General features: G+C 73.6%; 15 protein-coding genes. 14 read left to right on the top strand and 1 reads right to left on the bottom strand.

Features of this window, described 5'->3' with window-relative positions; translation table 11 throughout:
• Positions 1–71 precede the first annotated feature (71 nt).
• From wecB to ABD671_RS15930, 6 genes are all read left to right on the top strand, one after another.
• Entirely contained in the window at positions 72–1,166 is a 1,095-nt protein-coding gene (gene wecB, locus ABD671_RS15955) for a non-hydrolyzing UDP-N-acetylglucosamine 2-epimerase (RefSeq protein ID WP_344734419.1), read from the top strand.
• The gene (locus ABD671_RS15950; RefSeq protein WP_344734418.1) at positions 1,163–3,013 is read left to right on the top strand and encodes a glycosyltransferase family protein; all 1,851 of its coding nucleotides are present in this window, start codon (positions 1,163–1,165) and stop codon (positions 3,011–3,013) included. The genes wecB and ABD671_RS15950 overlap by 4 nt, the downstream gene beginning before the upstream one ends.
• 19 nt (positions 3,014–3,032) lie before the next feature.
• Positions 3,033–5,204, top strand: coding sequence for an acyltransferase family protein (locus ABD671_RS15945; protein ID WP_344734417.1), 2,172 nt, complete (start codon positions 3,033–3,035; stop codon positions 5,202–5,204).
• Positions 5,201–6,916: a glycosyltransferase family 2 protein gene (locus ABD671_RS15940; RefSeq protein WP_344734416.1), complete on the top strand. Its 1,716-nt coding sequence runs from the start codon at positions 5,201–5,203 to the stop codon at positions 6,914–6,916. Before ABD671_RS15945 ends, ABD671_RS15940 begins: the two co-directional genes overlap by 4 nt.
• Position 6,917: 1 nt before the next feature.
• A complete protein-coding gene (locus ABD671_RS15935) occupies positions 6,918–9,209 on the top strand; it encodes a glycosyltransferase family 4 protein (protein ID WP_344734415.1) in 2,292 nt (763 codons plus the stop codon).
• Between the two features lie 169 nt (positions 9,210–9,378).
• A complete protein-coding gene (locus tag ABD671_RS15930) occupies positions 9,379–10,437 on the top strand; it encodes a glycosyltransferase family 2 protein (protein ID WP_425574927.1) in 1,059 nt (352 codons plus the stop codon).
• Positions 10,438–10,447: 10 nt separating this feature from the next.
• On the opposite strand, the gene ABD671_RS15925 is transcribed toward ABD671_RS15930, so the two are convergent.
• Entirely contained in the window at positions 10,448–11,371 is a 924-nt protein-coding gene (locus ABD671_RS15925) for a LysR family transcriptional regulator (protein WP_344734414.1), read from the bottom strand.
• Positions 11,372–11,476: 105 nt separating this feature from the next.
• Between ABD671_RS15925 and ABD671_RS15920 the strand changes: the two genes are divergently transcribed.
• From ABD671_RS15920 to ABD671_RS15885, 8 genes are all read left to right on the top strand, one after another.
• The gene (locus ABD671_RS15920) at positions 11,477–12,595 is read left to right on the top strand and encodes an SLAC1 family transporter (RefSeq protein ID WP_344734413.1); all 1,119 of its coding nucleotides are present in this window, start codon (positions 11,477–11,479) and stop codon (positions 12,593–12,595) included.
• Between the two features lie 19 nt (positions 12,596–12,614).
• Positions 12,615–13,112, top strand: coding sequence for a DUF2867 domain-containing protein (locus ABD671_RS15915; protein WP_344734412.1), 498 nt, complete (start codon positions 12,615–12,617; stop codon positions 13,110–13,112).
• Positions 13,113–13,402: 290 nt separating this feature from the next.
• On the top strand, positions 13,403–14,464 hold the full coding sequence (locus ABD671_RS15910) for a sugar ABC transporter substrate-binding protein (protein ID WP_344734411.1): 1,062 nt from the start codon (positions 13,403–13,405) through the stop codon (positions 14,462–14,464).
• A 111-nt stretch (positions 14,465–14,575) separates the two neighbouring features.
• Positions 14,576–15,364, top strand: a complete 789-nt coding sequence (locus ABD671_RS15905) for an ATP-binding cassette domain-containing protein (protein ID WP_344734410.1) — start codon at positions 14,576–14,578, stop codon at positions 15,362–15,364.
• 18 nt (positions 15,365–15,382) lie between these two features.
• Positions 15,383–16,657, top strand: a complete 1,275-nt coding sequence (locus ABD671_RS15900) for a sugar ABC transporter permease (RefSeq protein ID WP_344734409.1) — start codon at positions 15,383–15,385, stop codon at positions 16,655–16,657.
• 9 nt (positions 16,658–16,666) lie between these two features.
• Complete coding sequence (locus ABD671_RS15895; RefSeq protein ID WP_344734408.1) at positions 16,667–17,896, top strand: ROK family protein; 1,230 nt, start codon at positions 16,667–16,669, stop codon at positions 17,894–17,896.
• Between the two features lie 8 nt (positions 17,897–17,904).
• Entirely contained in the window at positions 17,905–18,849 is a 945-nt protein-coding gene (locus ABD671_RS15890; protein WP_344734407.1) for an ROK family protein, read from the top strand.
• 156 nt (positions 18,850–19,005) lie between these two features.
• On the top strand, positions 19,006–19,270 hold a 265-nt coding region (locus ABD671_RS15885), incomplete at its 3' end, for an FGGY family carbohydrate kinase (RefSeq protein ID WP_344734406.1).

Raw genomic sequence — 19,270 nt, 5'->3', positions numbered from 1 at the left:
ACTGTAGTAACTTGGTCGAGATAAGTCTCATCGAGCCGACTCGGGTGTCGTCACCCCCGGAGGTCCCACGCATGTCGCCCAGTGCTCCGCTCGCCGTCCACATCACCGGCGCGCGCCCGAACTTCCCCAAGGCCGCGCCGGTCCTGGAGGCCGTCGCCCGCCTCGGCGACGGTGCCCTGCGCCAACGGCTCGTGCACACCGGGCAGCACTACGACGAGCGGATGTCGGAGGTCTTCTTCCGCCAGCTCGGCCTGCCCGAGCCCGACGTGAACCTGGGGGTGGGCTCGGGCACGCACGCCACGCAGACCGCCGCGGTCATGACCGGCCTGGAGGACCTCTTCCTCACCGAGCGCCCCGACGTCGTCGTGGTCTACGGCGACGTCAACTCCACCGTCGCCGCGGCACTGGTCGCCGCCAAGCTCCAGATCCCGCTCGCCCACGTCGAGGCCGGCCTGCGCAGCTTCGACCCCTTGATGCCCGAGGAGGTCAACCGCCTGGTCACCGACCGGCTCTCCGACCTGCTCTTCGCCACGAGCGCCGACGCCGTGGCCCACCTCGGCAACGAGGGCGTGGCGCCCGAGCGCATCCACCTCGTCGGCAACCCGATGATCGACACGCTGCTGGCCCACCTCGACGCCTTCGACGCCGACGCCGCCCGGGCGCACCACCGCCTCGAGGGCCGCTACGCGGTGGCCACCCTGCACCGCCCCGCGAACGTCGACGCCGGCCCGGACGCCGAGGCGCTGGTCAAGGCGCTGCACGCGGCCGCCGACCAGGTGCAGATCATCGTCCCGCTGCACCCGCGCGGTCGCGCCACGCTCGAGGCCGCCGGCCTGCTCGCGCACCCCGCCATCCGGCTCACCGAGCCGCTGGGCTACGTGGAGTTCCTCGGCCTGGTGCGCGGCTCCGACGTCGTCGTCACCGACTCCGGCGGCGTCCAGGAGGAGACCACGGTGCTCGGCGTCCCCTGCCTCACGCTGCGACCCAACACCGAGCGTCCGGTCACGATCAGCCACGGCACCAACCGGCTCGTCACCCGCGAGGGGTTGGCCCTCGAGGTCGAGCGGGCGCTGGCCGTCGACCGGTCGACCCACCGGGTCCCGCCGCTGTGGGACGGCCACGCGGGCCCGCGCATCGCGGAGGTCCTGCTGGAGGCCTACGCGTGACCTCCCGCCACCGCCGGGAGCGGCTCACGCCGTCCCGGATCGTCCGTGCCCTGCGCCGGCGCGCCGCACGCGCCGCGCAGTCGGTGCGTGTGCCGATCCTGCGGCGTCCACCGCGGCTCGGCGAGCACGAGATCCCGCCGGTCGTGCCCGCGCGCCCGCAGGTGCGGGCCGCCGTCATCCTCGACCCGTTCTCCGAGCTCGCGCTGGGGTACGAGTGGGAGCAGATCACCTTCGGTCCCGACGACTGGGCGCAGGTGCTCGGCGAGCAGCGGCCCGACCTCCTCTTCGTCGAATCGGCCTGGCAGGGCAACCGGGCCCGTTGGCGGCTGCACATGACGCGCGACGACCGGCCGAGCGAGGAGCTGCGCGCCCTCGTCGCGTGGTGTCGCGCGAACGGCATCCCCACGGTCTTCTGGAACAAGGAGGACCCGCCCAACTACGACCGGTTCCTCGAGACCGCCCGGCTCTTCGACCAGGTCTTCACCGTCGACGCCGACCGCATCCCGGTCTACCGCGCCGATCTCGGCCACGACCGCATCGCCCTGCTCCCCTTCGGTGCCCAGCCCCGCCTGCACCGTCCGGTGCGCGGCCTGCCCGGACGGCCCTACGCGGTGGCCTTCGCCGGCACCTGGTTCGCCCACAAGCACCCCGAGCGCCGCGAGCAGATGGAGTACGTCCTGCGCCCGGCGCTCGACCACGGCCTGCACATCTACTCGCGCATGCAGCGGGGCGACCGCCGCTACCGGTTCCCGCGGCCCTACCGCCGCCACGTCGTCGGTTCGCTGCCCTACGAGCGGATGCTGGCGGCCTACACCGCCTACCGGGTGTTCCTCAACGTCAACTCGGTCACCGGCAGCCGCACCATGTGCGCCCGCCGGCTGTTCGAACTCTCCGCCGCCCAGACCGCCGTCGTCAGTGCTCCGGCCGCCAGCATCGAACCCTTCTTCGGCGACACCCTCACCGTCGTGGCCGACGCGGGGGAGTCCGAGGCCGCGTTGACCCGGCTCCTGGCCGACGACGACGCGCGCGACCGCCTCGCGCTGCGCGCCCACCGCCGGGTCTTCGACGAGCACCTCTACGGTCACCGCGTCGACACGGTGCTGGCCACCGCGGGGCTCGGCCACCTCGCACCGCCCGTGCGGGCGCCGCGCGTCAGCGCCGTCGTCCCCACCCGGCGTCCCGACCAGATCGACCACGTGCTCGCCACCCTCGCCCGGCAGAGCCACCCCGACGTCCAGCTGGTGCTCGTCACCCACGGGTTCGGTCTCGAGCCCGGGGCGGGCGACGAGCTCCGGGCGCGGGCACAGGCCGCCGGGGTGCGCGACCTCGTGCACGTGCCGGCCGCTGCCGAGCTCACCCTGGGCGCGATCCTCAACCTGGGCGTCGAGGCCGCCGACGGCGAGCTCGTGGCCAAGATGGACGACGACAACTTCTACGGCGTCCACTACCTCACCGACCTCGTGCGGGCCTGGGAGTTCTCGGGCGCCGACGTCGTGGGCAAGTGGGCGCACTACGTGCAGCTGGAGGGCAGCGGCGAGACGCTGCTGCGCTTCGCCCACGCCGAGCACCGCTTCGTGCGCCAGGTGCAGGGCGGCACCTTGCTGCTGCGCCGCGACCTCGCGCTCCGGCTGCGCTTCGACGACCTCCCGCGCCGGGTCGACACGACCCTGCTCCAGCGCGTCGAGGACGCCGGGCTGCGGGTCTACGCGGCCGACCGCTTCAACTTCGTGTCGGTGCGCCGCGCCGACACCGACGGCCACACGTGGCCGATCAGCGACGACGAGATCCGCGCCCGTTCCTCGCAGGTGCTCGACGTCGCCGACCCCTACGTCCTGGCGGAGGTCTGAGCATGAGCGAGCTGAACCGATGAGCACGGATATCGCCCGCGTCACCACGCGGACCGCACCCGACGGCGGCCCGACGGCGTCCGCACCGGCCCAGCGCCGCGACAGCCGCATCCGCCGCGACATCGAGGGCCTGCGCGCGGTGGCGTGCCTGCTGGTGCTGCCCTACCACGCGGGCCTCATGTGGTTCCCCGGCGGCTTCGTCGGCGTCGACGTGTTCTTCGTGATCTCCGGCTTCGTCATCACCGGCCAGCTGCTCAAGGAGAGCGACCGCGACGGGTCGGTCTCGCTGCTCGGCTTCTACGCCCGCCGGGCCAAGCGGCTGCTGCCGGCCGCGGGCGTCGTGCTCGCCGCCACCGCGGTGCTCTTCTACGCCCTGGTCCCGACGATCCGGTGGAAGACCGCCGGCGGCGACATCGTCGCCTCGGCCCTCTACTTCGTGAACTGGCACCTCGCCGGTCGCCAGGTCGACTACCTCGCCGAGGACGAGCCGCCGTCGGTCGTCCAGCACTTCTGGTCGCTGTCGGTCGAGGAGCAGTTCTACGTGCTCTGGCCGATCCTCTTCCTCGCCGCGCTGGTGCTGGCCAAGCGGTGCGGACTGCGGCGCCAGACGGTGCTGCTCGCCGGTCTCGCGGTGCTCACCGTGCCGTCGCTGTTCTACGCCGGCTACATGGCCGTGCACGACCCCTCGCAGTCCTACTTCGACACGGGCGTGCGCATCTGGGAGTTCGCCCTCGGTGCCTTCGTCGCGATCCTCGTCGCGCGCTTCAACGCGCTCCCGCAGTGGGCCGGCATCGTGCTCACCTGGGGCGGTCTCGCGATGGTGCTGATCTCCGCCCGGCTCTACCACTCCGACATGATCTGGCCGGGCTGGGCGGCCCTCCTGCCCACCGTCGGCGCCGCCCTGTTCATCGGCGGCGGGGTCGCGGCCGGCGACCGTGGCCCGGTGCTGATCATCGGCAACCGGCTCATGCAGACGATCGGCTTCCTCACCTACTCGCTCTACCTGTGGCATTGGCCGCTGCTCATCGTCGCCCGGGAGCGCTGGGGCGAGGACGCCATCACGGTGCCGATCGGGCTCGGCATCGTCCTCTTCACCGCGGTGCCGGCCTATCTGACCTACCGGCTGATCGAGAACCCGATCCGCAACTCGAAGGCCGTCGCGGCCGACAAGCGCATCGCCTTCAGCGTCGGCCTGAACTTCACCCTCCTCGGTGCGGCCGCCGGGCTCGCGCTCATCGTGGCGTTCAACGGTGTCGCCGGCTCGGCACCGCGCAACGTCGCCTCCACCCCGGGCGCGGCCAGTCTCGTCGACTCCCCGCCGGCCTCCGGCGGACGCGAGCAGCTGCCGGCGTCCCAGCGCCCCGGCGCCGAGGACTACGACGCCATCTACCCCGACCCGCTCCAGGCACCCGGCGACGTCCCCGACCTGTACGCCGCGGGTTGCCAGGTCGACGTCGACGTCACCACGCCGACCTCGTGCACCTACGGCCCCGCCGATGCCGCCACCACGATCGCGGTGGTCGGCGACTCCAAGGCGGCCCAGTGGGTGCCCGCGTTCCAGCAGCTCGCCGAGACCCACGACTGGCGCATCGAGACCTTCACCAAGTCCGCGTGCGCGTTCGCGACCATCACCACCTCCCTCGACGGCGCGCCCTACACCCAGTGCCGCGACTGGACCGACCGGGTGCTCGACCAGCTCACCGGGCCGGCCAAGCCCGACTACGTCGTCACCGTCAGTCAGCGCAGCAGCGGCATCGTCGGCACCGACGCCTCCGGCGCGCCCGAGCTGAGCCGCGACGCGATGGTCGATGCGCTCGCCGACACCTGGGGCCGGCTGAAGGCCGCGGGCGTGAAGGTCGTCTCGCTGGCCGACACCCCGCAGACCGGCATGGAGGTCTACACCTGCGTGTCCGAGCACCCCGACGACTACTTCACCGCCTGCACCTTCGACCGGGCCAAGGGCATCTCGCTCAGCGGCGCCGGCGTGCAGAAGGAGGCGGCCGAGGCGGCCGGTGTCCCCTTCATCGACATGACGCCCGACGTGTGCCCGCCCGCGTACGGCGACCGCTGCCCGCCGGTCATCGGCAACGTGCTGATCTACCGCCAGGGCTCGCACATCACCAAGACCTACATCGAGACGATGTCCGACCTGCTCTACCGCGAGCTGCGCCGGGCGGGGGTGCCCGGATGAGCGGCCGCACCGCCCAGCTGGACGCCGTCCGCGAGCGCCTGCGCTCGGTGCGCCTGCGCGCCGTCCCCGAGACCCCCGCATGGGAGCGGGAGCCGGCCCCGAGCGTGGCACGACCCGGCGTCACCGTCGCCCTCGCCGCCTCCGAGCGCCTCCGCGCCGGCCTCGCCGACCAGTGGCGCACGCGGCCGATCGATCGGCATCTGACCACCGTCGCGGGAGCCGACTTGTTCCTGCTCGAGCTCGCCGACCGTCAGGTGCCGGGCTTCGGCCCCGCCGACGACCCCGTGCTCCTGCAGACCGTGGCTGCGGCCCGGGCCGCCTCGGTGCCGGTCGTCGTGTGGATCACCGGCGGCCGTCCGCCGTCCCACCGCGTCGCGCGCGCCGCCGTCACCGCTCTGCTCGCCCAGGCCGACCAGGTGTACGCCGCCGACCTCGTCGCGACCTGGCGGCGCTTCGCCCCCGAGGTCCGGCCTCTCGCTCCCGCGGCCTCGGCCCGCCGGGCTCCCGAGCGCACCGAGCGCGGCGGCGTCCTGGTGGTCTCGCCCGGCGCCAGCGACGAGTCCGCCGCCGGCGCGGTCTCGGTGATCGTCGCCCCCGCGCTCCGGCCGCTCGCCGACGTCGTCGAGGTGCGCACCCTCGACCCCGACCTGCCCCCGCGCGGGGTGCTGCCCGAGTCCCTCGCCGAGGCCGCCCGCCCGACATCCCCCGCCGAGGTCTCCGACCTCGCCGGCCGCGCCGGCGTCCTGGTCGACGCTCCGCGCCGCACGCCCGGCGACACCTGGACCCTGCTCGCCGCGGCCGCCGCCGGCACGCCCGTCGTGTCGGTGGTCGGACTGGAGGCGCCCGCCGGCGTGCCGGTCGTCGCGCCCGGCGAGGCCTCCGCGCTGCGCGCCGAGGTCGTCGCCCGTGTCCACCAGCGCGAGCTGGCCGACCGCGAGGCCCTGCGCCAGCGACGTGCCGTGCTCGCCGCCCACACCTTCGGCCACCGCGCGCGCACCCTGCTCGGCGAGGCCGAGCCGCCGAAGCCCACCGTCTCGGCGATCGTGCCGACCAACCGGCCCCACGAGCTGGAGACCGTGCTGGCCAACGCCGGCCGGCAGTCGCACCCCACCGAGCTCGTGCTCGTGCTGCACGGCTTCGAGGCGCCGTCCGACCTCGTGGCCCGCGCGCGCGAGCACGGCGTCGAGCACCTGGTGGTGCGCACCGCACCCCGCTCGCTCACCCTCGGCGCGTGCCTCAACCTCGGCATCGAGGCGGCCGCCGGCGACCTCATCGCCAAGATGGACGACGACAACCACTACGGCGTCCACTACCTCGCCGATCTCAGCGACGCCCTGCGCGCCCAGGGCGCCGGCATCGCCGGCAAGTGGGCCCACCACGTCTGGCTGCGCTCCAGCGGCGCGGTCGTGCTGCGCTACCCCGAGGCGGAGAACCGCTGGGTGCGTCGCATCCAGGGCGGTTCGATGCTCTTCGAGGGCGAGCTCGCCCGCTCGCTGCGCTTCGGCGACCTGCCGCGCGCCGTCGACTCCGACGTGCTCGACCGGGCGCTCGCCGACGGCGTCCCCATCTGGTCGGCCGACCGGTTCAACTTCGTCAGCGTGCGGGGCGAGGACCGCTCCGCGCACACCTGGACCGTCGAGGACGCCACGTTCCTCACCGCGGCCGGGCGACTGGCGTTCTACGGCGACCCGCGGTCGCATGTGGAGGTCTGAGATGGCATCGCTGAAGATCCGTGCCAAGCGGGCGGTGCGGCGGCAGGCCGCCGCAGCGTCCGTGCGGTTGCCGCGCGACCGCGGCCCCGAGGGATGGCAACAGCTGCTCGACCGGGCGCGCGTCGCCGAGGCCAAGCGACGCCTCGTCGTCGACCGCGACACCGCGGGCGCGCTCGACCTCCTCGACCCCTACCTCCACGATGACGACCTGGACGCCGCCCCGCGGGCGTGGACCGTCGCCGCCGAGGTGCACGAGCGCGCGGGCGCGCTCACCGAGGCGCTGGCCGCCGCGCGCCGGGCGGTGGCCGCCGTCGAGGGTCCCGCCCTCTTCGAGGCGCGTCTGGTGCACCTGCGCATCGCCGAAGCCGTGGCTGCGGCCGGCGAGGCCGCCGCTCCCGGCGACCCTGCCGTCGAGGGCCCGGCCGCGGAGGTCCGCGCCGCCCGGGCGGCCCTCCTCGGCGCCCGCCCGCGCAACCGCCGCGAGGTGCTGGCGGTCTTCGAGGCATTGCGCCGGGCCACCCCGGACGACGTCCGCCGTTTCCATGCCGCGCTCCTGGACTGGGGCCTGGCCGGGTTCGAGGAGGAGGTCGCCGAGACCCACGCCGAGCTGGAGATCGTGGCGGCGGCCGCCGACGACCTGCCCGAGATCCTCGACGCGGTCACCGACCGGCTGCGTCGCCCGTTGCCCGTGGTGGCCCGGGCCCTCGACCGGCGCCGCGACTGGGCACTGCTGGCCGACTACGCCGACACCCGCATCGCCAACGGCGTCGCCATCCCGGTGCGCCGGGCGCCCGCCCTCGAGCTGCGGCGTGCCGCCTCGCGAGCCCTGACCGCCGGGTACACCGGCCCGGCTCAGCGCCTGGCCGGCCACGCCCTGGCCCGTCATCCCGACGAGCGGTACGCCCAGCAGACGTGGGCGAACGCCACCGACCAGCTGAGCGTCGTCCGCGACGGGTGGCCCGCACCGCGCCGCGCGGAGGCGCCGATCATCGAGCCGCGCCCCGACGCCGTCCTCGCCCTGCTGGCGCAGTCGCTGCCGCACCGCTCGGGCGGCTACGCGACCCGCTCCCACGGTCTGCTCACCGGGCTGCGCGGCGACGGCTGGGACGTCGAGGCCGTCACCCGCCTGGGATTCCCCTACGACCGCTGGTCGACCAGCGACCCGCGGCGGGTCGAGCCGAGCGACGAGGTCGACGGCGTGCGCTACCACCGCGTCCTGGACACCGAGGGTCCCGCGCCCTATCCGCAGTACCCGCTCGCCCGCTACGTCGAGCGGTACGCCGACGCGGTCGTCGCCCGGGCTCGGGTGCAGCGGCCGGCGCTGCTGCACGCCTCCAGCTTCCACGTCAACGGCCTGGCCGCCCGCGCGGCGGCGGCGCGCCTGGGCCTGCCCTACGTCTACGAGATGCGCGGGTTGGAGGACCTCATGAAGGTCTCCCGCGACCCCGGCTTCGCCGCGAGCGACCGCCAGCGCTTCCTCGACACCGTCGAGCTCGCCTCGTCTGCGGGCGCCGAGCGGGTCTTCGTCATCACCGAGGCGCTGCGGCGCGAGATGGCGGCTCGGGGGGTGCCGGAGGAGAAGCTCGTGGTGCTGCCGAACGGCGTCCACACCGCGCTGTTCGAGCCCCGTGGCCGCGACGCCGCGTTGGAGGCGGAGCTCGGCCTCGCAGGCCGCACGGTCATCGGCTACGCCGGCAGCATGGTCGACTACGAGGGTCTCGAGCTGCTCCTCGAGGCGGTCGCGGCCCTGCGTGCGGTGCGCGAGGACTTCCATCTGCTGGTCGTCGGCGACGGTCCCCACGAGGGCGTCGTCCGGGCCACGGCGGCTCGGCTCGGCCTCGACGGAGCGGGTGCGGCGGTCACCTTCACCGGGCGCGTTCCGCACGCCGAGGTCGGGCGCTACCTCTCCCTCGTCGACATCGCGCCGTTCCCGCGTCGTCCGCTGCCGGTCTGCGAGCTCATCTCGCCGATCAAGCCGTTCGAGTCGATGGCGATGGGCAAGGCCGTCGTGGTCTCCTCGGTCGCCGCGCTGACCGAGATCGTCGCCGACGGCGAGACGGGACTGGTCTTCGAGAAGGGGTCCGCCGCGAGCCTGACGGCGGTGCTGACCCGCCTGCTCGACGACCCCGAGCTGCGGACCACCCTCGGCGGGGCCGCCCGCGACTGGGTGCGCCGGGAGCGCGATTGGGCCCACCTGGTCGGCGTCCTCACGACCGAGTACGAGGCCGTCCTGGGGCGGTCGCGGCGATCGGAGTCGCCTGCCGCACCTGCGAGGATGCTGTCCGCCCGCTGATAATCTAGTAAGTTGATCTAGTTATCTCTCAAAGGGTGCCTGTCCAAGGAGGACCATCGTGAGCATCTCCGCCCGCGACCGGGCGCGCGACGTGCCGGTACGCCCGGCTGCCGTCCGCGTCCCGAGCGAGGACCGGACGCCTGCCGCGGCGACCCCCGGGACGACGCCCGTGGCGACCCCCGTCTCGGTCGTCATGCCGGTGCTGGAGGAGGAGCGCTACCTCGAGCCCGCGGTACGCCGGGTGCTGGAGCAGGAGTACGACGGCGAGATCGAGATCGTGCTGGCCCTCGGTCCGAGCGCCGACCGCACCCACGAGATCGCGGAGGCCCTCGCCGAGAGCGACCCGCGCATCGTGCTGGTGGAGAACCCGACCGGGCGCACCCCGCAGGGCCTCAACGCCGCGATCGCGGTGACCTCCCACCCCTACATCGTCCGCGTCGACGCCCACGGCGAGCTGCCGCCCGGCTACATCCGCGAGGTCGTGCGCCTGCTCGACACCACGGGCGCCGCCAACGTCGGCGGCATGATGCGGGTCGAGGGCGACAGCGACTTCGGTCGCGCCGTCGCGGTGGCGATGAGCTCCCCGCTCGGCATCGGCGGCTCGAAGTTCCACGTCGGGGGCGAGCCGGGCCCTGCCCGCACCGTCTACCTCGGCGCGTTCCGCCGCGAGGTCCTCGATGAGCTCGGCGGGTTCGACGAGCACTTCGTGCGCGCCCAGGATTGGGAGCTCAACTACCGCATCCGCCAGGCCGGGCACACGATCTGGTTCACCCCGCACCTCGCGGTGACCTATCGGCCGCGCCGCGACTTCGCCGCGCTGCGCAAGCAGTTCTTCGGCTCGGGCCAGTGGCGCCGCCAGATCGTCGCGGCCTACCCCGAGTCGGCGAGTTTCCGCTACCTCGCTGCGCCCGTCGTCACCGCCATCGTCGCCCTCGGCACGCTGCTCGGCGTGCTCGGTGTCGCCGGCACGACCCTGGAGATCCCCTATGCGTGGCTGCTGATCGCCGGGTTCGCCGCGCCCCTCGGCTACGCCGTCGGCGTCATGGGCGCCTCGGTCGCCATCGGTCGCGGTCTCCCGTCGCGTTCGCGCCTGCTCCTCCCCTTCGTGATGATGACGATGCACCTCTCGTGGGGCAGCGGTTTCCTGCGGTCGATCCCGCGCTCGCAGCGGCGGCCGGCGCCGGTGCAGGACCGCTACGCGCCGCGCCACCTCGCCGACGCCGCCTGATCGGGATCGGCTACTCGGCGGCCGTCGCCACCGCGAGCAGGTCGCGGACGGCGCCCGCGGGTGGGCGAGCCGATCCGGTCCACACCGCGCGCAGCGTGCGGCGCAGGTCGAGATCCGGCACCGGGACGACGGCGAGCGCACCCGCGGCGACGTCGGCTCCCACCGTCAGCCGGCTCAGCACGGCGGGCGGACTGCCGGCCCGCACCGCCTCGCGGACCGCGGTCGAGGTCGTCAGCTCGACGGCCGGAGCCGCCGGCTCCAGACCGGCCGCGGCCAGCGCGTCCTCGAGCACACCCCGGGTGCCCGACCCCTCCTCCCGTGAGGTCAGTGCGGTCGCGGCGAGCTCCGCAGCGGTCACCGGACGACGCCGCCGGGTCCAGGGATGACCCGGAGCGGTGACGACCACCAGGTCGTCGGTGCCGATCTCGAGCGAGCGCACGCCGGGTGCCGTGCTCCCCTCGACGAAGCCGATGTCGGCCCGCCCGTCGAGCACCTCCTCGAGCACCGTGCGGCTGTTGGTGGCCTCGAGGCTCACGGCCGTCGGTTCCTGGCCCGCCGTGAGCTGCCGCTGCCGCAGCAGCACGAGCCACCGCGGCAGGAGGTGCTCGGCGACCGTCATCGAGGCGGCGACGTGGAGGGCTCGGTCGCGGCCGGCGCGCAGGGTGTCGAGCGCGGCGTCGATCTCACCGGCGACGTCCAGCAGGCGCACCGCCCACTCGACCATGACCCGGCCCGCGGGGGTGAGGCTGGAGCCGCGGGGGCCGCGTACGACGAGGGCCAGGCCGACCTGGGACTCGATCGATCGCAGGCGTTCGGACGCCGCCTGTTGCGAGATGCCGTGCAGCCGTGCGGCAGCGCCGATGGAGGACGTGCGGGCGACGTCGACCAGCAGTTCCAGCGCACTCAGTGGGGGGAGGTGCGGGCTCAGAGGCACCCCCACAGCCTAGCCCTGTCCCTCGGCGGAGCCACAGGTAAGACCTGTGGGCTCACAGGATCAGGGCGTCTACCGCGACGCCTCCGGCGGACGGAAGGTGGAGGCATGGCCACCTCGCTGACCCAGCCTCTCGACCAGTCGATCGTCACCACCGCTGCGGCGACGGTGTCGGCGCGGTCCGGCGTCGGCGCCACACCGAACTGGTTCGCCTCCGTGATGGGCACCGGCATCGTCGCGAACGCCGCAGCGACCCTTCCGCTGGATGCTCCGCTGCTGGCGGAGGCCGCCCGCATCGTCTGGGTCGTCGCGGCGCTCTGGCTCGCCCTGCTGCTCGTGGTCGTCCTGCGGGAGTGGGCGGGGGGCGCCGCCCCGCACCGACACCTCGACGACCCGGTGCTCGGGCACTTCTACGGAGCGCCGGCGATGGCGATGATGACCGTCGGGCTGGGCGCCCTCCTCGTCGGGGAGCCGGTGCTCGGCCGTGTGGGCGCCGTCGGGACGGCCGCGGTGCTGTGGACCGTCGGGACGGTGCTCGGTCTGGCGACCGCGGTGGCTCTGCCGGTGCGGCTCTTCGCACGCGACAACGTGCGATCCGACGAGGCGGGCGGACCGTGGTTGATGTCGATCGTCGCACCGATGGTCAGCGCGGCGACCGGCCCCGCGCTCGCCGCCCATGTGACCGACGCCGACGCCCGCGCCAGCCTCCTGCTGCTCTGCGGCGCGCTGTTCGGCGCCGCGGCCCTGGCCGCGCTGGTGACGATCGCGATGATCTGGTCGCGCCTGGCCCACCACGGCATCGGTGCGGCCGCCGCCGTCCCCACGCTGTGGATCGTCCTGGGGCCACTGGGTCAGACGGCGACGGCCGCCCACGCCATCGCCGCAGGCGTCGCCGACCTGTCGCCCGCGGTCGCCGCGCCGGCCCGCATCGCGGGCGTCGTGATCGCCGTGCCCGTGCTGGGCTTCGCTCTCCTCTGGGCCGCGATCGCGGCCGCGATCACTGTTCGCGCCGCGCGTGCCGGACTGCCGTTCACGCTGGCCTGGTGGTCGTTCACCTTCCCGGTCGGCACCTGCGCGACGGGCGTGGCCGGGCTCGCCGCCACGCTGGGCCTGCCCGTGCTGACCGCGCTGGCCGTCGTCCTCCTCGTCATCCTGGTGCTGGCCTGGGCTGTCGTCGCGGCCCGCACCGCGCTCGCCGTCCGCGGCGGCACCGTCGCGCTGTGGTGACCTGCCTAGCCTGGACGGCGTGCGCCCGACGTTGACGACCTCCTCCCGCGCCACGACCCTGGCGGTCGAGCCCGGCGCGGCGTGGGAGGCGGTCGTCGCGAACGGCCCGCACGCGTGGCACGTCGATGCGCCCCCGCTGGTGTTCCGCGGGGCGCTCGACCGTCTCGTCGGCGGGGAGGGCCGTCGCCGTCCGGATCCGGACAGCGGGCCGCTGCGGGTCGGCGACCGCCCGGGACTGTGGGTGGTCGAGGAGGTGGGCGTCGCGGGCGATCGCGGCCACCTCCTGCTGCGAGCGACCGTGCGGGCGCCGGGCGTGGTCACCCTCCGGGTGGTCGTGGAGCCCCGTGGCGCCGGCACGACGCTCACGACCTCGGTGCGCCTGGTGCCCCGCGGCGGGTTCGGCTGGGCCTACCTGAGCGCCGATCTCCCGGCCCGCGAGACGGTCGTGACCTGGGTGCACCGACGCCTGGTGGACGACGTGCTCCGCGCCGCCGCGACGGCCTCGACGTCGGAATAAGTGGATCGATCCAACGAAACCACCGTCCCGTGCACCGCCCGCCGGGGTGAGCACGACTCGCCGCCTCGCCGCCCTCCTGTGCGGGGGTGACGTCCGCTTAGCGGAGATCTCGGTTCGATTTCGGTTCTGAAGAAATCCGCAGGAAACACTGGACGTGAGCCCGGTCACTCCATATGTTGTGCCGCACCACAAACACGCGGGCCGTCATCTGACGGACGCGGGGCACTCATCGCTAGGAGGCGGTTCGCGTGAAGCGAAAGCACACTCTGGTTCTCGCAAGCGTCGTCGGCATGGCCATGTCGGTCGCCGCGTGCGGGAGCGACGACTCGGGCTCGGATTCCCCCAGCGCCGACGGCAGCAGCGGCAGCACCGCCGCCGCGGCCGGCAAGATCGGCGTCATCCTCCCCGACACCAAGTCCTCGGTCCGCTGGGAGAGCGCGGACCGCCCGGCCCTCGAGGCCGCGTTCAAGGCCGCTGGTGTCGACTACGACATCCAGAACGCCGAGGGCGACGCGCAGAAGATGACCACCATCGCCGACCAGATGATCTCCGGCGGCGTCACCGTGCTCGCGATCGTCAACCTCGACTCCGACTCCGGTGCGGCCATCGAGCAGAAGGCGGAGGAGCAGGGCGTCAAGACCATCGACTACGACCGCCTCACCCTCGGCGGCTCGGCCGGCTACTACGTGTCGTTCGACAACAACAAGGTCGGCGCGCTCCAGGGCCAGGGCCTCGCCGACTGCCTCGGCGACAAGGACGCGAACCTCATCTACCTGAACGGTTCGCCGACCGACAACAACGCCACCCTCTTCTCGCAGGGCGCGCACTCGGTGCTCGACAAGATCAGCACCTACAAGAACGTCGCCGAGCAGGCCGTTCCCGACTGGGACCCGGACCAGGCCGTCACGATCTTCGAGCAGCTCTACACGAAGGTCGGCGGCAAGGTCGACGGCGTGTACGCCGCCAACGACGGTCTCGCCGGTGCCGCCATCTCGATCCTGGAGAAGAACGGCGTCAACGGGAAGGTCCCGGTCACCGGCCAGGACGCCACCGTCGAGGGTCTGCAGCGGATCCTCTCCGGCGACCAGTGCATGACCATCTACAAGTCGGCCAAGGCCGAGGCGGGCGCGCTGGCCGAGGTCGCCATCGCGCTGGTCAACGGTGAGGAGCCGCAGACCAACGGCACCACCAACGACTCGACCGGCAACCGCGACGTGCCCTCGATCCTGCTCGACCCCGTGTCGATCACGAAGGACAACGTCAAGGACGTCATCGACGACGGCGGCCAGTCCGCGGCCGACGTCTGCGCCGGCGAGTACGCCAAGCTCTGCGCCGACGCCGGCATCTCCTGATCCGGCCCTGACGCGACGACTCGCCCGGACCGCCACCGCGGTCCGGGCGGGTCGCCCGTCGCTTCGACCCCACTTCGTCCCCGACCCGTCCGGACGCCGAGGAGCACCCCGATGACCGAGTCCACCCCTGCGCCGCTGCTCGAACTGCGCGGCGTCAACAAGAGCTTCGGCGTGGTGCACGTGCTCCACGACGTCGACTTCGCCGTCTACCCCGGCCAGGTCACCGCACTGGTCGGCGACAACGGCGCCGGCAAGTCCACCCTGGTCAAGGTCATCGCCGGCATCTACGGCCGCGACACCGGCGACTATCTCTTCGAGGGCAAGCCGGTCGACGTCAGCGGCCCCCGCGACGTCTCGGCGCTCGGCGTCGAGGTCGTCTACCAGGACCTCGCGCTCTGCGACAACCTCGACATCGTCCAGAACATGTTCCTCGGCCGCGAGCAGAAGACCGGCATCGTGCTCGACGAGGCCACCATGGAGGCCCGCGCCCGCGACACCCTCGGCTCGCTCTCGGTGCGCACCGTGAAGTCGGTGCGCCAGAGCGTGGCCAGCCTGTCGGGCGGTCAGCGCCAGACGGTGGCGATCGCCAAGGCCGTGCTGTGGAACTCCAAGGTCGTGCTGCTCGACGAGCCGACCGCCGCCCTCGGTGTCGCCCAGACCCGCCAGGTGCTCGACCTCGTGCGCCGCCTCGCCGACCGCGGCCTCGGCGTCGTCCTCATCTCGCACAACATGGGCGACGTCTTCGAGGTGGCCGACCGCATCACGGCCCTCTACCTCGGCCGCGTGGCCGCCGACGTCCCCGCGAAGGACGTCACCCACAGCCAGGTCGTCGAGCTCATCACCGCCGGACGCTCCGGGGACCTCGGCATCGCCGAGAACCCCGCGACCGCGACCGTCTGACGCGAAGGACCGAGGAACATGACCACCCAGACCCCTGATTCCGTCGGCCTCGCCGACAGCGACTTCGCGCGCGACGCGCGCCAGGCCTCGAGCCTGGGCGACGTCGTCCGCGACTACCGCGACCGGCTGCGCGGCGGCGACATGGGCGCGCTGCCGGCCGTCGCCGGCCTCGTCGTGCTGTTCGCCGTCTTCAGCTTCGCCAGCGGCGACTTCCTCACCGTGCGCAACATGGCGAACCTCATCGTCCAGGCCGGCGCCATCTGCGTGCTCGCCATGGGCCTCGTGCTCGTGCTCCTGCTCGGCGAGATCGACCTCGCCGCCGGCTACACCGGCGGCACCTCCGCGGCCGTCGCCGCCCTGGCGATCGTCGACCACGGTCAGCCCTGGTACGTCGCGGTCATCGCGGCCCTGGCCACCGGCGGCGTCATCGGCCTGCTCATCGGCAGTCTCAACTCCTATCTGGGCATCCCGTCCTTCGTCGTCTCCCTCGCGTTCTTCCTCGCCCTCCAGGGCGTGCTGCTCAAGCTGATCGGCGACGGCGGCTCGGTGCCGGTGCAGGACGAGGTGCTGCGCGGCCTGGCCATCAAGAACGTGCCCCCGATGTGGGGCTGGATCGGCGCCGGCGTCGTCGTCGCGCTCTATGCGGCGCTGACGCTCAACCGCTACCGGGTGCAGGCCGCCCGCGACCTGCAGCGGCCTCCGGTCGCCCTGGTCGTGATGCGGATCGTCGGCCTCGCCGTGCTGCTCCTGGGCCTGGTCGGTCTGATGAACCAGAACCGCGCCGCGAACCCGAACCTGCCCGTTCTCCACGGCGTCCCGTGGACCGTCCCGGTCGTCGGCTTCCTGCTGATCCTGTGGACGTTCGTGCTCGACCGCACCGCGTTCGGCCGCTTCCTCTACGCCGTCGGCGGCAACGCCGAGGCGGCCCGCCGCGCCGGTATCAACGTCCAGCGCATCAAGGTGCTGGCGTTCGTCTTCGCCGGCATGATGGCCGCGATCGCCGGCATCCTGCAGGCCTCCTTCACCGGCAGCGTCTACCCGGGCTCCGGCGGCGGCAACACGCTGCTCTACGCCGTCGGCGCCGCCGTCATCGGCGGCACGAGCCTCTTCGGCGGCAAGGGCAAGGCGCGCGACGCGGTCATCGGCGGCGTCGTCATCGCCACCATCGCCAACGGCCTGGGCCTGCTCTCGAACGCCAGCTACATCAACTACCTCGTCACCGGCGGCGTCCTGCTGCTCGCGGCGAGCGTCGACGCCATCACCCGCCGCCGCCGCTCGGCCGCAGGTGTCTAGGCCTCAGCCGTGACCGGACGGCGCCCGGGTCAGGGCACCAACCAGGAGGCGGTGCGCCGCCACAACCTCGGGACCCTGCTGCGGCACGTGCACGGAGCCGGATCGATCTCGCGCTCCGAGCTGACGACCGCGATGGGCCTCAACCGCAGCACGATCGCCGACCTGGTCGGCCAGCTCGAGGCGCTCGGCGTCACCGAGCAGGGCCGGCCGGTCGGCGGCGCGCGCCCGAAGGCGGGGCGTCCCTCGCCGAGCGTGGCGGTCGCGGCCGACGGTCCCTACGTGGTGGCCGTCGACCTCGGGGTCGACCGCGCCGTCGTGGCGCGTGTCGGGCTCGGCGGTCGGCTGCACGAGCGGGCCGAGGCGCCGATCCCGCTGGAGGAGGCCGAAGCCTGGCAGGTCGGCGGCATCGTCGCCGGCCTGGTGCGCCAGGTCGTCGCGGCGGCACCCGACACCGCTCCACTGGTCGGTCTGGGCATCAGCGTGCCCGGCCTGGTGCGGCGCACCGATGGGCTGGTGCGGCTCGCGCCGAACCTCGACTGGCACGACGTCTCCTTCGCCGGCATCGTGCTCGCGGCCCTCGGGCTGGAGGTGCCGGTGCGGCTGGGCAACGACGCCGACCTCGGCGCACTCGCCGAGCATCGGCGCGGTGCCGGCATGGGGATCGACGACCTCATCTTCCTCTCCGGCAACTGCGGTGTCGGCGCCGGTGTGATCGCCCACGGTCACCGGCTCGAGGGCGCCGGCGGCTACGCCGGCGAGGTCGGCCACATCTCCTTCGACCCGCGCGGCCTGGACTGCCACTGCGGCAGCAAGGGGTGCTGGGAGACCGAGGTCGGCGGCTACGCGATCGCCCGCGCGATCGGCCTCCCGCAGCGCGAGGTGCCCCAGCTGGCCACCGCCCTGGCGCAGTGGGAGGAGCGCACCCCCGAACTCTCGGCGATCGCACGCTCCCTGGGCTTGGGTCTCTCGACGATCGTCAACATCTTCAACCCCGAGCTCATCGTGCTCGGCGGCTACTTCAGTGCGCTCTACTCCCTGTGCGCGGACGACGTGCACGCGGGGCTCGGCGAGCGGTCGCTGACGGCGTCCTTCGACGCCGTCACGCTCTCGGTGCCCGGCCTCGGCCAGGACTCCGTGCTGCTCGGCGCGGCCGAGATCGCCTTCGAGGCGCTCTTCGCCGACCCCGAGGCGGCGCTCGGCGCCGCGGTCGTCGACGCCCACGGGCAGCTGGCGGTCTGAGGCCGGAGATGGCCCAGGCCTCGGGGGGAGCGGTCCTCGCGCTCGACATCGGCGGCACCAAGACCGCGGCGGCAGTGGTGCGCGACGGCGTCCTGCACCACCTGCCGAGCGCGCCGACGCCCACCGACTCGGCCGCGGCGATCGAGGACCTCGTCGCCTCCTACGTCGACCGGGCCGTCGTGGACGGCGCGATCGCCGGGGTAGGCCTCTCGGTCGCGGGCTTCATCGACGCCGACGGCGCCCGGATCAACCTGGCCCCGAACCTGCCGCTCACCGGGCACGACCTCGGCGGTCGCCTCGGACGGCGGCTCGGGCTGCCGGTGTGGATCGAGAACGACGTCAACGCGGCCGCCTGGGGCGAGTTCCGCGCCGGCACCGACCCGCGTCCGCCGTCCCCGTTCGTGCTGGTCATGGTCGGCACCGGCCTCGGCGGCGGGGTCGTGGTCGAGGGCCGGCTGCTGCGCGGCGGCCGCGGGGCTGCCGGCGAGATCGGGCACCTCGAGCTCGTCGAGGGCGGGCACCCCTGCGGGTGCGGCCTGAGCGGCTGCTGGGAGCAGTACGCCTCGGGCACGGCGCTGCTGCGCCGGGTGCGCGAGGAGCTCGCGGCCGGGCGCGCCAGCTCGTTGGCCGCCGTCGGGGAGCAGGTCACGGGGCATCACCTGCTCGCCGCCGCCCGCGACGGCGACCCGCTCGCGCGGGAGATCTACGCCGAGCTCGGCACGCACCTCGGCCGCGGCATCGCGATGCTCGGCGTGGTCATCGACCCCGCGCTGGTCGTGCTCGGCGGCGGTGTCGCGGCGGCGTCCGAGTTCTTCCTCCCGACCCTGCGCGCGGCGCTGGCCGCCCGCACCGACGACGCCCTGCCCCTGCCGGCCCTCGTCTGCTCGACTCTCGGCGGGGACGCCCCGCTGTGGGGGATGGCCGACCTGGCCGGCGCGGGCTTCCCCGGCTGAGCCCCGCGGCCCCTCACCGGAACGGCCCCACTGGTCAGGGGAAACTCCCACCGGTCAGGGAATGCAAGCTGAGCCAAGCAGGAGTTTCCCCGGCTGACCGGGGAAACTCCCGCACCCGGCGTTGACATTAGTTCGACTCTCGTACTTAATAGGCGTGTGACCTACGTCATCGGCGTCGACTCCTCCACGCAGTCCACCAAGGCGCTCCTCGTGGACGCCGCCGACGGCACCGTCGTCGAGAGCCGTACCGCGCCCCACCCAGCCGGCACGAGCGTCGACCCGCGGGCCTGGCTGGCCGCCTTCGACGAGACCGCCGGGCCGCTGCTGGAGCGGGCCGAGGCGCTCGCGGTGGCCGGGCAGCAGCACGGCATGGTCGCCCTCGACGCCGCCGGCGAGCCCGTCCACGACGCGCTGCTGTGGA

The sequence above is a fragment of the Nocardioides fonticola genome, from assembly GCF_039536805.1.
GTDB lineage: Bacteria > Actinomycetota > Actinomycetes > Propionibacteriales > Nocardioidaceae > Nocardioides > Nocardioides fonticola.
The sequence above is the reverse complement of the archived record's forward strand: the minus strand, read 5'-3'. Positions and strand labels throughout refer to the sequence as shown.